The organism is Synechococcus lacustris str. Tous, assembly GCF_003011125.1.
Lineage (GTDB): Bacteria > Cyanobacteriota > Cyanobacteriia > PCC-6307 > Cyanobiaceae > Synechococcus_D > Synechococcus_D lacustris.
Genome location: NZ_PXVC01000057.1, coordinates 1 through 13499, shown reverse-complemented (window position 1 = coordinate 13499; position 13499 = coordinate 1). Strand labels below are relative to the sequence as shown.

11 protein-coding genes, 1 tRNA gene and 3 pseudogenes are annotated in these 13499 nt (G+C 52.3%); 10 read left to right on the top strand and 5 right to left on the bottom strand.

The window, feature by feature from the left end; translation table 11 throughout:
* The 3 genes from infC to cysE form a co-directional block, all read left to right on the top strand.
* A partial coding sequence (gene infC, locus C7K08_RS10265; RefSeq protein ID WP_106500530.1) for a translation initiation factor IF-3 occupies positions 1 to 653 on the top strand: 653 nt, incomplete at its 5' end.
* 73 nt (positions 654 to 726) lie between these two features.
* Entirely contained in the window at positions 727 to 1737 is a 1011-nt protein-coding gene (locus C7K08_RS10260; protein ID WP_106500529.1) for a GntR family transcriptional regulator, read from the top strand.
* A 4-nt stretch (positions 1738 to 1741) separates the two neighbouring features.
* Positions 1742 to 2449, top strand: coding sequence for a serine O-acetyltransferase (gene cysE, locus C7K08_RS10255; protein ID WP_106500528.1), 708 nt, complete (start codon positions 1742 to 1744; stop codon positions 2447 to 2449).
* A gap of 33 nt (positions 2450 to 2482) precedes the next feature.
* On the opposite strand, the gene secA (C7K08_RS10250) is transcribed toward cysE, so the two are convergent.
* Positions 2483 to 5302, bottom strand: a complete 2820-nt coding sequence (secA, locus tag C7K08_RS10250) for a preprotein translocase subunit SecA (protein ID WP_106500532.1) — start codon at positions 5300 to 5302, stop codon at positions 2483 to 2485.
* Between the two features lie 134 nt (positions 5303 to 5436).
* Here secA (C7K08_RS10250) and C7K08_RS10245 point away from each other — a divergent pair, with 134 nt between their 5' ends.
* The gene (locus C7K08_RS10245; RefSeq protein ID WP_241537196.1) at positions 5437 to 5853 is read left to right on the top strand and encodes a GNAT family N-acetyltransferase; all 417 of its coding nucleotides are present in this window, start codon (positions 5437 to 5439) and stop codon (positions 5851 to 5853) included.
* A gap of 61 nt (positions 5854 to 5914) precedes the next feature.
* On the opposite strand, the gene C7K08_RS10240 is transcribed toward C7K08_RS10245, so the two are convergent.
* Positions 5915 to 5986: transfer RNA gene (locus C7K08_RS10240), tRNA-Gly, on the bottom strand.
* A 192-nt stretch (positions 5987 to 6178) separates the two neighbouring features.
* On the opposite strand from C7K08_RS10240, the pseudogene C7K08_RS17040 reads away from it, so the two are divergent.
* The 5 genes and pseudogenes from C7K08_RS17040 to C7K08_RS15530 all read left to right on the top strand — a co-directional run.
* Positions 6179 to 6322 (top strand): annotated as a pseudogene (locus tag C7K08_RS17040) (serine O-acetyltransferase); the annotation flags it as partial.
* A gap of 75 nt (positions 6323 to 6397) precedes the next feature.
* Positions 6398 to 6634: pseudogene (locus tag C7K08_RS17035) on the top strand (hypothetical protein); the annotation flags it as partial.
* 177 nt (positions 6635 to 6811) lie between these two features.
* Positions 6812 to 7446 (top strand): annotated as a pseudogene (gene secA, locus C7K08_RS17030) (preprotein translocase subunit SecA); the annotation flags it as partial.
* A 191-nt stretch (positions 7447 to 7637) separates the two neighbouring features.
* Entirely contained in the window at positions 7638 to 7862 is a 225-nt protein-coding gene (locus tag C7K08_RS10225) for a hypothetical protein (RefSeq protein WP_106500527.1), read from the top strand.
* Between the two features lie 64 nt (positions 7863 to 7926).
* A complete protein-coding gene (locus C7K08_RS15530) occupies positions 7927 to 8220 on the top strand; it encodes an RpnC/YadD family protein (protein WP_106500526.1) in 294 nt (97 codons plus the stop codon).
* 1081 nt (positions 8221 to 9301) lie between these two features.
* Here C7K08_RS15530 and C7K08_RS10210 read toward each other — a convergent pair.
* The 3 genes from C7K08_RS10210 to C7K08_RS10200 all read right to left on the bottom strand — a co-directional run bounded on the left by C7K08_RS10210 (position 9302) and on the right by C7K08_RS10200 (position 12484).
* A complete protein-coding gene (locus C7K08_RS10210; RefSeq protein ID WP_106500524.1) occupies positions 9302 to 10087 on the bottom strand; it encodes an ABC transporter permease in 786 nt (261 codons plus the stop codon).
* On the bottom strand, positions 10080 to 10688 hold the full coding sequence (locus C7K08_RS10205; RefSeq protein ID WP_241537197.1) for an ABC transporter ATP-binding protein: 609 nt from the start codon (positions 10686 to 10688) through the stop codon (positions 10080 to 10082). Before C7K08_RS10205 ends, C7K08_RS10210 begins: the two co-directional genes overlap by 8 nt.
* Before the next feature lie 674 nt (positions 10689 to 11362).
* Entirely contained in the window at positions 11363 to 12484 is a 1122-nt protein-coding gene (locus C7K08_RS10200) for a glycosyltransferase family 4 protein (RefSeq protein WP_161955884.1), read from the bottom strand.
* Between the two features lie 435 nt (positions 12485 to 12919).
* On the opposite strand from C7K08_RS10200, the gene C7K08_RS10195 reads away from it, so the two are divergent.
* Positions 12920 to 13499 (top strand): integrase core domain-containing protein (locus tag C7K08_RS10195; protein WP_241537195.1); only part of this gene is annotated, 580 nt, incomplete at its 3' end.

Below are 13499 nucleotides of genomic sequence, written 5' to 3'. Positions count from 1 at the left end.
GTTTTGATCGCCGCGCCCCCGTTCGGGAACTACCAAACATCAACGACAGGATCAGTTATCCCAACCTGCGGGTTGTGGATGCCGACGGCAGTCAACTTGGGGTGATCACCAGGGAAGCAGCCCTAGAGGTGGGAAAAGAAAGGGGATTAGATCTTGTTTTAGTGAGCGAAAAGGCTGATCCGCCCGTATGCCGGATCATGGATTACGGCAAATTCAAGTTTGAGCAGGAAAAGAAAGCAAAGGAAGCAAAAAAGAAATCACAYCAAACGGAAGTTAAAGAAGTAAAGATGCGCTACAAGATCGATGAGCACGATTATCAAGTGCGCATCGGCCAAGCAGTGCGTTTTCTTAAATCAGGCGACAAGGTGAAATGCACCGTGATCTTCCGYGGTAGGGAGATCCAGCACACMGCCCTGGCTGAGCAGCTGCTYTATCGCATGGCTAAGGATYTAGAAGAAAGCGCAGAACTGCAGCAGGARCCCAAGCGGGAAGGCCGCAACATGATCATGTTCCTTGGCCCCCGCCGCGTTCCACTTAAYAAAGACAAACCGGAACAGCTCACAAARGCGGTGCGCACCCTGCCGATTAGTGCAGCAACAAAACCAGCGGCCGAACTAAGCCCTGAACCTGTAAGCGAGGTGGCACCCGCTTAAAAACGCAATCAAGATTGTCACCTAGCCCATGGGCCACTACCGTGGCGCAGTTGAGCTGCTGTCACACCCGAGCGTGCGTTTTCACATCCAACAGGAAAGCGATATACCGGCTTCCACGCAGCTCTACAACCAGATCTGCTTTGCGATTGCCGCCCGCCACTTCCCACCGGGGCATCGATTGCCCAGTACCCGCCAGCTGGCGATGCAAACCGGCCTGCATCGCAACACGATCAGCAAGGTGTATCGCCAGCTCGAAAATGATGGTGTGGTGGAGGCAATGGCCGGCTCCGGCATTTATGTGCGCGATCAACAAAARCCCAGGGAACAAAAAGCACCCGTTGGCCCCAAGGCGCGCATCAGGCCCGATATCGACCAGGAGGTGCGCCGCAGCATCGATGGCTTACTGAATGCCGGCTGCACGCTGCAACAGGCCCGTGAATTGCTTACCCGGGAGGTTGATTGGCGCCTGCGCTGCGGTGCCCGCGTGCTGGTGAGCACCCCTAGGGAAGATCTGGGGGCATCGATGTTGATCGCGGAAGAACTGGCCCCAAACTTGGATGTACCCGTGCAGGTGGTGCCCCTAGAGGAATTGGAAGCGGTGCTGGAAAGCTCCAATAACGGCACGGTGGTAACCAGCAGATATTTCCTGCAACCGGTGGAGGAATTAGCCAAGGCCCATGGGGTGCGCGCCGTAGCGGTAGACCTAAACGATTTCCGCCACGAACTAAACCTGCTYAAGGAATTAAAAACCGGCAGCTGCGTTGGGCTTGTGAGCATCAGCCCCGGCATCCTCAGGGCAGCGGAGGTGATCCTCCATTCGATGCGCGGCCARGAGCTATTGGTGATGACGGCCTCGCCAGATGTGGGCAGCCGCCTGTTGGCCCTCTGCCGCGCCGCTAGCCAYGTGTTGTGCGATAAACCGAGCTTGCCCCTGGTGGAGCAAACCCTGCGCCAAAACCGCTCCCAGYTKATGCGCATGCCACAGGTGCATTGCGCCGAAAGTTATCTGGGTGCCTCTACGATCGATCTACTGCGTAAGGAGATCGGCCTAACGGCAAGCCCAGCTGCCGAAGAGGTGGATTGATGGAATGTTCAAAAGCCTAARAGCAGATATTTCAATCATCAGGGAAAGGGATCCRGCTGCCCGCAGCAGCCTCGAGATCCTTTTTTGCTAYCCGGGGCTACATGCCATCTGCATGCACCGCTTCAGCCATCGCCTCTGGGGCCTGGGGCTGCCRTTGCTGCCACGCTTTTTATCCCAGGTRGCKCGKTTTTTTACYGGGGTTGAAATCCACCCAGGCGCCCGCATTGGCCAGGGGGTATTTATCGACCATGGAGCTGGGGTGGTGATTGGTGAAACAGCAGTGATCGGTGATCGCTGTTTGTTGTTTCAGGGAGTAACGCTTGGGGGCACGGGTAAACARAGCGGCAAACGCCACCCCACCCTGGAGGAAAACGTGGTGGTGGGTGCGGGCGCAAAGGTGTTGGGCGGGATCACCGTGGGGGCCAATACCCGCATCGGTGCCGGCTCAGTTCTATTGAGRGATGTGGAGCACGACTGCACMGTGGTGGGCGTRCCAGGCCGGGTGATCCATCAATCMGGGGTTCGCATCGATCCCTTGGCCCACTCCCAACTGCCAGATGCGGAAGCCCAGGTGATTCGCAACTTGATGGAGAGGATCGATGCCCTTGAAAATGCSCTGCAACAGGAAAAGCGCGGCAGCGAACCCGGCGGCACTTCCCAAAGYCTGCGCGATCGTGAAATAATMGAATTTCTTGAAGGCAGTGGKATTTAAAAAAAATAATATTTAAACTAAATGGAATCCAAGCTATTGCTCAGGTGATTGAGGCTGAAACATGAACATTGAGTAGATAACATTGCGRCGCATTTGAGTCATCATTTCAAGGAACATATCGTAGCCTTCATTCTTRTATTCAATTAAAGGATCTTTTTGMCCRTAGCCGCGCAAACCAACGGATTCCCGCAGGGCATCCATGCTCTGTAGGTGCTCCCGCCATAGGGTATCAATTTGCTGCAARATAAAGAAACGTTCCGCTTCTCGCATCAAACCACCACGCAATTCTTCGATTTGCACCTCTTTTAAATCATAGGCAATCCTCAGTTGCTCATGCAAAAAGGCCTTTAACTCCTCCATATTTAAACCTTGCAGTTGTTCTGGCTGCAGGTCTTGGAGMAGGTAAACAAACTCCTTCACCTTGCCTGTTAAACGGCTTAGGTCCCATTCCTCAGGGGGMAGTTCTGGGTTTACATAGGCTTCAACAATGTCGTCCATGGTGCGTTCGCCATAACCGAGCACCTGTTTTTTGAGATCTCTTCCTTCGAGTACGCGGCGCCGTTCTGCATAAACAGCMCGGCGTTGATTATTCATCACTTCATCGTATTCAAAAACCTGCTTACGAATGTCGTAGTAGTAGGTTTCYACCTTTTTTTGAGCGCCTTCAAGGGATCGAGTGAGCATGCCAGATTCAATCGGCATATCTTCCTCTACCCGAAAAGCATTCATCAAACCAGCTACCCGTTCACCACCAAATATTCTTAATAAATTATCTTCGAGGGAAAGGAAAAAGCGGGTACTGCCCGGATCTCCCTGGCGCCCGGCCCTACCCCGCAATTGGTTGTCAACCCGGCGTGATTCATGGCGTTCGGTGCCGATCACATGCAAACCACCGGCCTCTCGCACCTGGGCCTGTTCTGCGGCAATAACAGTGTCGTAGTTGTGGCGGATGGCACTAATTACCTCACGCAACTTGAGAATTCCCTCATCATCGGAGGGTGCCTTCTCGGCGGCGCTGGTGATGCGATCCTCTAATTCCAACACTGATAAAGAACGATCACCCCAGAGCTTCACCAAGCGCTGGGCCACATCAGCCAAGGCCGCATCGGTTTCGGCTGAGAGCTCACAGGGAAAYAAACGCCCGATCGCCCTTGCTTCACTGGGGGGTTTTGCGGGATTTGCACTGGATGCAGCAAAACCACTGCTGGCCTCCCGCTGCAAAGGAACAGGTGGCCGATGGCCCTCTTCGGGCCGCACAAGCCGGGGCAGCAGCAGCTCCCGCACCTTCAGGCGGGCCATGTAATCGGTATTACCGCCAAGGATKATGTCTGTGCCGCGGCCGGCCATGTTGGTGGCAATGGTTACGGCGCCAGCCCTGCCGGCTTGGGCAATGATCTCCGCCTCCCGCTCCACATTTTCTGGCTTGGCATTTARGAGGTTGTGGGGGATGCCTTGCTCCTGCAACAAAGCWGATAACAACTCACTTTTTTCAACGCTGGTGGTGCCCACCAACACGGGCCTACCAGCCCGGTGGTATTCAGCGGTTTCCAGGGCAACTGAACGCCATTTTCCCGATTCGCTCTTAAAAACCTGATCAACTAAATCCCGTCTGGAACGGCTGCGGTTCGTGGGTACCACGGCCACTTCAAGCTTGTAGGTTTTTTCAAATTCCACCTCCTCTGTTTTTGCCGTGCCTGTCATGCCGGCTAGGCGSGGGTAGAGCAAGAAAAAGTTTTGATAGGTGATGCTGGCAAGGGTTTGGGTTTCRGGCTGGATTGGYAAAGCTTCCTTTGCCTCAACCGCTTGATGCAGGCCATCACTCCAACGGCGACCAGGCATTACCCGGCCGGTAAATTCATCTACGATTACCACTTCATCATTGCGCAAAATATAATTAACATCTTTAATAAATAGTTCTTTTGCTTTCAGGGCATTGGTAACGAAATGGGCCCAGGGATCGGAGGCACTAAATAAATCGGTMACCCCTAGTAGTTGCTCCGCCTTGGCATAGCCCTCATCGGTGAGGATTACRCTGCGTTGTTTCTCATCAACCTCGTAATCACCCTCCGGATCAATGCCATCYTTACCAATCTCAGCCGAGCGCTCTAAGTTGAGCGCCAGTTCTGCYGCCCTTTGGTATTTCTCCTGGGGCCGCTCCACYTGGCCCGAAATTATTAATGGRGTGCGGGCCTCATCAACCAGGATTGAATCAACTTCATCGATCACACAAAAATTAAATTCCCGCTGCACAACCTCACTAATATCCGTTGCCATATTGTCGCGTAAATAATCAAAACCCAATTCACTATTAGTGGCATAGGTAACATCACAGGCGTAATTTTTTCGCCGCTCMGCTGGGCTCATATCCTGYTGGATCAARCCCACGGTGAGGCCAAGGAAACGGTGCACCTGGCCCATCCATTCCGCATCGCGGCGGGCCAGGTAGTCGTTAACGGTAACCACATGCACACCCTTGCCGCTAAGGGCRTTTAGGTAGGCGGGCAAGGTGGCAACTAAGGTTTTACCCTCGCCGGTTTTCATTTCAGCGATTTGGCCATCGTGCAGCACCATGCCGCCGATYAATTGCACATCAAAATGGCGCATCCCCAGCACCCGTTTGCCTGCTTCCCGCACCACGGCAAAGGCTTCGGGCAGAATTTCRTCCAATAACAASCGCTGCTTTGCTGGGCTGGCKGCGGCCTCAAGCTGTGCCTTAAAAGCARCRGTGCGCAAGCGCAGCTGCTCATCTGAAAGGGGGGCGATGTCCTCCTCCAGAAGATTGATATCACTCACCAGGGGCTGGTAGCGCTTCAGCTTGCGGGCATTTGGATCACCCAGCAACAGCTTGAGCATTAAAGGAACCATTGATTACAACCAGCTTACCATTGCGATTAGGTTCCGAGTCCAGCTAAACCCTTTAATGCCAATGGATTTCAGCCAATGGAGCGCGGGGGTTTTTAATACACAATCAAATCACTATTAAGCGATTGTCTGCACGCCTAATCAGCCATAGCAACCTTTGCTGGCGCTTACCCCTGCGGGACCTACAACTATTGCTCCATAGCCACACCTCCTGGGGTAGAGGAAGAAGCGTTGCAGATTTGCGCTTAATGCTGAGGGAAAGTGCAGCGGTGGTTAGCCTTTGGCAAAACAAGCAACTGATCGGCTTTGGCAGAGCAAGCAGTGATCGGATATATCGTGCTGTGCTTTGGGATGTAGTGGTAACTAACGATCATCAGGGCCTGGGCCACGGCAGAACTATTGTTGAGGCTTTAATAAACCATAGGGCAGTTGTAGAAGTAGAAAGAATATATCTAATGACAACTCAGCAAAGGGGATTTTACGAACAACTAGGCTTTGTTCATCAAGTTAGTCAAGATCTAATGCTATTTAAACGAGGTTAATTTGCCCGCAACAAGATTGAGATCTTGCCATTAATTGCTAAATGTAGCCTTAGCTTTAACAAGCGGATGAAGAGATTCGAACTCTCGACCCTCTCCTTGGCAAGGAGATGCTCTACCACTGAGCTACATCCGCAGGTGCCGTGACTTCAGCGACCTACGGATTGATAATGCACGATCGGGTGCCCTTCGGTCAAACCATGTGCTCTAGCAACTGCTGGTTCAGCTGGGGCGCTGGAATATAGGCATCGAAATCCACCTCGGGGCACGGGATCGGCCTGGCGTGATCAACGACCGCTGACTGCTATGACTAACTGAAACCTTGACGGAAGCAAATGTGATCCGCAACCTGATGGAGCGCATCGACGGGTTTGAAATGGAGCTGGCCGCCGGCCGGCCGCTGCTGGAGCCCTGCACCGGGGCCGCTCAAAACCTCAAAGACCGCGAAATCCCGGAATTACTAGGCGACAACCCTTGGATCACGGGCTGGGCAAAGCCACCACACCCCTCCCGGTACAATGAAAAAATTGATGGCCGCTCCGCCTCAATGCTCAAGCTTCTGCTGGGTGATCCAAATGCCCGCAGGCTGAAGCGCTACCAGCCGATCGTTTCTGACATCAACCTGCTCGAGGAGGAGATCGTCCCCCTCTCAAACAATGAGCTGCGCGGCCTCACGGGGGAATTTCGCAAAAAGCTGGAGCAGGTGGCAGGCAATGCCGCCAAGGAACGGGCCTTGCTCGATGAGCTGCTGCCCCAGGCCCTTACCGTGGTGTGCGAAGATGGCAGTATTTGTAACTACAGTCTCCCGGAGTCGACTCAGCAGTCTTTGGACACCCTCGCCAAAGACCGCGTGAATGCTTGGGACGACCGACAGCTCCCCTTGCTGGAGCTGCGCGACTGCATCGCCCAGGTGAAGGCTGAATACGATGCCGTGGTCAAGCTCGACGAGCAGCAAGTGCGCGAGGCCAAGGTGGAAACCTACTACTACGACATCCGCAAGCAGGTGTTTGAGTACGACGAGGTGATGAACAACCAGCGCAAAGCCGTTTATACTGAGCGGGCCGGGTGCTCGAAGGCCGTGAACTCAAGGCCCAAGTGATCGGCTACGGCGAGCGCACCGTCGAAGACATCGTGGATGCCTACTTGAACCCGGAGCTACCGCCCGAGGAGTGGGATCTCAGCCGTTTGGTGGATAAAACCAAGGAGTTTATTTATATCCTGGAAGATCTCACCCCAGACCAGTTACAGGGTTTAGGCGTCGAAGAGCTCAAGGCCTTCCTGCAGGAGCAGCTGCGCAATGCCTACGACATCAAGGAGGGCCAAGTTGAGCAGCAACGCCCGGGGTTGATGCGGGAAGCCGAGCGCTACTTCATCCTGCAGCAGATCGACACGCTGTGGCGGGAGCATCTGCAGGCCATGGATGCCCTGCGCGAGTCGGTGGGCCTGAGAGGTTACGGCCAGAAGGATCCGTTGATCGAATATAAGAATGAGGTGTACGATATGTTCTTGGAGATGATGACGCAGATGCGAAGGAATGTGATCTATTCGATGTTTATGTTCCAGCCGGCTCCGGCGGCTCAGGGGGCTACGGCTTGAAGCTAATGCGCCTGGGCACACCACATCTTGTGCCTCAAGACCCGCTCAAACAACAGCCCAACCTCAACCTCCGGCTTCCTTTTCGCTAGCCAGCGCACGCAGGGAGTGTAGACAAAGTCGGCCGGAGGCCATACACCCACCGCTGGTATTACCGCGTCTTCCAAAGTGTTCCCGACCTGAAGCGTTAGGTGATGACCGGCTCAGCCCCCGCTTCGATGGGCGTGCTCTGGCCCAGGGAGAGCACGGGCTGCGCCGAAACCGGCAGCCCTGAGTTCCCGGTGGTGCTGCTGGAGGTGGTGGTGATTACGCCCCATCACCGCCTGAGACTGGGACCATCCAATCCGCCCCGGCTGCTGCAGGGAGTTATGGAGTGCGTGCACTGGATCAGCCTGGAGGAGTTGAGCCAGCCGCCCTGATCTGGACACGGTTCTGCTGCCTATGCTTATGCAACGGATTCCCTAGCTCACCGAAGCAGAAATCATGGTGATTGCCGGCATTCCCCTTGAGGAGATCCGCCACACCATGGCTGTACAGGACTGGCTTGCTGAGGGCCGCCAGGAGGGCGAAGCCAAATGCCACCAAGAGGGGCTCCTGGAGGGCAAAGCCCAAGGAGCAGCCAAAGTATCTCTCCCCCAACTCAACCGCCGCTGCGGCCCCTTGAGCGAAACCAGCACCGCCCAGATCCAGGCCCTACAGTGGAGAAGTTGGAAGCCTTGGCCTATGCCCTGCTCGACTTGCAGGGCCCAACCGACCTCGCGGTCTCGCGGGCGGTAGATTGAGGCGATCGGCCTGCTCTGCGACACCCTGCGGCCAGCTCTGCCCTCAAGGGTGAACCAGAAGCAATGGCAGCGCAGGGACTGGTGGACCTGGTGGTGACAATTGGTCATCGCCGCGAGGTCTCTCGCTGGCCTTGCATCACCCCGCCGCTCGCTGCTCCTGGAACACCGGGTTGTTCAGATCGGCAGCCTAACTTGATCGGGGGGTAGGGATGAACCGAGGCAGCCTTGACCAAACAAAGCAACGACACTGGACAACCATCTGCCTTTCGTGCAGCACCAATAGCAGGTATGCATCGGGCCCAACCCAGCTAGATGCGCCTATGGCGAGCTGCTGCGGAGCGCAGAAGGAGTATGAGCTGGGGACTCAGGCCACGATTCACGCAGCCAGAAGAGCGGCTTTGCAGCCTTGGTGCTGCTGATGCAGCGCCAAGGCCGGGCCGGAGGAGTGGCTCCCGGTAAGGCAAAAAGTGACCAGGGAGATAAAGCAATCGCCTGGTTTACTTGTAAATCGTTATCGCCATTCCTGCTTCGCCAATATCTAGTGTACTCGAAATGGTGCACAGAATTGAGAAGCGACAGCATGATGGTCGCCGGCAGGAGAGGGGGAGAAGAACGCCAACACTCTCAGGTCAAAAGGGAGGTAACGAAGGCCATCTAACACGGCTCGCAGAAAAGCAAGGGCTTCGGAGCCGTTGCAGGGGCTTAGAAGAAGTGAATAGCTTTTTGGACAATAACCCCCTAGAAGTACAAGCACCATAATCCACCCCTTCAATCTACTACCCAAAAAAGACCAAGACTAAAGATTGCTGCTTCGAAGCAAATCCAGCCGAAGGCGTTGCTCGATTACGGTATTCATTGAACTTTTGCAACCGCGTTGCTAAGGGTCGGAGTGCCAGATCCACTTCCAAGACTAATACAGCCATGACCAGCCCCAAAACGTTGACAGATACATTCAGACCAAACATAGTCGAGGGCGGGCGAGAAAGCCCAACTGCATGATGCCTTGGCGCACAATACGAATTTAAACCCCAAGACAACAAAACGATTTATTCACAAAAAACAGGAGCCGCAGGTTTTTACACAAAAAATGGCAGGTTCTTACGATCCCTAGCAAGCAGCCAAAGAGCAAGCAGAAGACCCAATAAATTAAAGATCAAAACAACCAAAGACTGATGCAAGTTAACTTGACCGTCCTGCAGGGCTTGGCGCAGAGGGCTTAGAATTCGATAGATGGGATTGAGGTCTGCTGTCCAAGCAAACCGACCAAGATTTTTCTTGTCGTAGAGGATAGGTGACAACAGAAAGCCCAATTGGAGCACAATCGGGACTAGTTGGTAGAGGTCTCTAAATCTTGCACCTAAAATACAAACTGCTAGCGGCACCCAATAAAGAAAGAGCACTACATTGACCAATGGGATCCAGGAAAACAACAATAAGTTCAGAAACAAATCATGCTTGAAGAAGGTAAGGCCCAGAAGAACCATGAGGAAAGACTGAAAAAAGGTTTGAACCTGGAACGCCCACTCTTCAAGTGTATAGAATATTGGATGAAGATTGGTATTCTTTAAGTGACTTGCATTTGCCTCAAATAAGCTCGGAGCAGAGCCAATTGCAGCAGACAGTGTATTCCAAACAACTAAGCCAGTGCCAAGAAAGACCACATACTGTGTGAAGTCTTGCACCTGAAATACAGTTCCATAAACGAGGCTCAAGGCGGCGATGGAAAATAGATTAGACAAGCCCAACCAGAACCCACCCAGGGCTGTTCGCGCAAACCGGGCTCGAGTACGTGCCGTAGCAGTGAACCACCAGGCTCGGCGAGAACGCCAGCCATAGGACAAGGATTCATAAATGCTATTCATGATAATAGCTCAACGCAGATTCCAGAGTTCCATCATATACAATCTTTCCCTCATTAAAAACTAGACCACGTTTGCAGAATTGGCCAAGAAGATCATCTGAGTGGCTCGCCAGCAGTAGGGTTCCAGCGGAAGAGATAAACTCACGCAGCCGATGCTGGGCCCGCTCGAAAAATCTGGCGTCACCTGCTCCAAACCCCTCATCTAAGGCGAGGCAATCATGGGAACCAGAAGTAAGTAGCGAAAACAAAAGTCTTGAGGCCATGCCCTCGCTGTAGCCCTTCACTGGCAAGTGAATGAAATCACCTAGACCCGAGAAGTCTAGGACGTCTGACAAAAAAGTATCAAAGCCGCGAAGACTGCCATGCTGCAAAAGGTAATGAGCTTTAGCAGCTTGAGTACCACTGAGATCAGGGGCCGTGATAAAACTTTTCTGAATCATAGGGAAAACAGGGGAACTAGCCCTAAACAATCCAGAGCTGGGATAATAAATGCCAGATACGAGCCGGAGAAAGGATGATTTGCCAGCACCATTATGGCCAATCAGCGCTACCCGTTCCCCGTGCCTGATAGTACAATTGATTCCCCTAAGCGCCTCTATCATCGCACCACCGCTAGAACGCCTTAAGGCGCCACCGGTTACGGAACGCACCAAAGCAGATTTGAGAGTTCGTGTTTCAGTGGTTCGGACGGGAATCCGAAGCCAAACATCCTGCAGCTGCAAAACGATATCTGGATCATCCCCGACAACGTACTCGTCCCGTCCAGCTTGGCTAAGCGAATGAACTCGCATCAGATAGAAGTATCTTCGGTGGATTGGATGAACCTGCACATAACAGCCGAGTAAAACGGACTGAACACACGCAAGATAATATTATAAGAAAATGACCCGACTGAATTCATATACTTTGCCGTTGAAAAGCCTTGAGTATAAGCATGCCTAAAAATGAACGGAATACACTTATAGCCCATAGCAGTGATAAAATCTCCAGCGGTTGCATTACTTTTACTGATCGGTTGGGACCCCCTAGAAGTCTCAAGTGTGGTCGGGAGGACCAGGGCAATATATCAGTGCAACCTTTGCTGTGAATTCTATATCACATTGAACTGTGTAGCCTTGCAAAATAGGCTTTCTTAATCAACGCATTACGCGCCAATCCGATCCTCTCCTAATCACGCCTCTAAGCTTCAATAGCTTTTCTAAGCAGAGCAAAAAACACACTCGCACAACTTATATCCCTATTACGCGAGGACTGAGGCCAATTCGAAGCTTATATATTAGACGGTAATCTTGTCATACCCTTTAAAAAGTTCGTCAGCAAATTGCCCAACATTATATTTTTTTGCCTGCTCAAACCCATTCTTGATGAGCTGCTCGCTTAGCTCTGGTGTCGACAACATATGTTGCAGATTGTCAGCTAGCGAAATCGAGTCAAGTGGGTCTGTCATGTAGAGAGCCGCAGATCCACAGGCCTCTTTGCAAGGCTGGATCGGGGAGACCACCACGGGAGCGCCGAAGGACATTGCTTCCAATGGTGGAAGCCCCCAACCCTCAACTATCGAAGGGAATACAACGGCCGAGGCTCCTTGAATGTATTGAATCAAGGTACCATAGCTTGCAGAGCGGAGCCACTCAATACCATCCGGCTTGGCAGCAGGCAAATAATCACATAGATCTTCGGTTAACCAACCAGGTTTACCAATAATGACCAGACGCAAGGAGCTGTTTTTCTCTCGAAGCCGCCGGAAAGCATTGAGTGTTGTCTGATGGTTTTTCTTCGGCTCAATGGATCCCACTTGCAAGATATATTTACTCTCACAGGAGGATCCCAGTGCGCTCTGCCTACGATGAGCATTGATCACATTTTCTTGGTAACCAGAGGTAAGATGGGATAGCGGAATAGGCTGATGAGCAACAAATGTCTTGCCGTCGCTTTTGTTACCATAATATATCTTAAGCTGCGCTGCGCTGTAATGGCTAATACAATGGATGCCATCGCATACATTCAGCAATGAGTCGACCAAATCATAGAAGTATGAAGGATCATCAAGGCAGAGCTCAGGATGGCTGATGGGTATAAGATCATGAATTGTGCAAACATTGAGGCAGCCWTTAATAACAACTGGGTATGGAAGCGGGCTGTGATACAAAGGGCGATTGGCATGGCGTCCGCGCATTTGCCGTGGAAGGCTCAGATGAAGAAGCCGCCGATTTAGTTTAAACAATGTGGTTGCATCATCAAACAAGTATTTTGAGCACAACAAACCTTTGCCACGGGTGTGCTCTTCGGCTTCATGGGTTGGCTCCAATATATTATCTGTGGCAGTTTCGCCAAAACATTTTTCTAAAGCTCCACGACACAGTGGATGCGCTGCTGAAATACGCTGAAGGCGGCGCACTGAGGGCCACAAGGATATGCGTAAGAGCTGTATTATCTTCAGCTGCGCTACAAATGCCGCCCTATAAAGCCTGCTCTTTTTAACATGCACTTGGAATATATTAGATCGTGCAAGCATACCGGATCCAGAGGATGATGTAGTTGATATCAAAAGATCAAGAGGCAAGCCCTTTTTGTTGCCGAGCGCAGTAACCAATGATCTACTAAAAGTGCGGATACCAGTTCCTTGCAGGACGAACAACTCAACAGAGTTAACAATTAACGAAAAAGCTATGGGCAATCGCATAGCATTACCTAGGGGAATACAATCGTCAAGTGATTGTATCATAGCCGTCTCGATGAAATAGCATAAAGCCTTGCTCGAGCTATCCCCCCTCTGCCAAGAAAGTTGACGCCTTTTTATTTAAATCACTTGGGGGCTTAATGGAGCAACTTAATGACTGCTTACAGCCTTGCTGTTCAAGCTGATGTACGTAAAAGGATGAGCCCTCCCAATAGGCAGGATGTTCCTCAAAAAGTTGTTGCCTGGGATGTGGAGCAAAGTGAATCAGCTGAATTAGCAGCTCAGCTGGTGAGTAGGGCCTGCCTAAAGGAACGCGTCAGCCGACGCCGCAAACAGCCGCTGATTTTGCATGCCGATAACGGCACGTCAATGCGCGGGGCAACCCTTGAGGTGCGCTTAGAAGAGCTAGGGGTACTCAGATCCTTCTCTGGGCCACGGGTGAGCAACGACAATCCCTATTCCGAATCGTTATTCCGCACTGTTAAATACCGGCCGAACTATCCCAACCGGCCGTTCAATAGCAAAGAAGAAGCCTGCCAATGGGTTTCCTCTTTTGTGGATTGGTATAACCACCAACACCGCCATAGCGGCATCAAATTCGTTACGCCTCAGCAAAGGCATAGCGGCGTGGCGATAGCAATTTGCAAAAAGCGTGCTGATCTTTATGAACAGGCCCGTCAACGCCATCCCCGGCGGTGGACAACAACCACACGCTGTTGGCGGCAACCAGAAG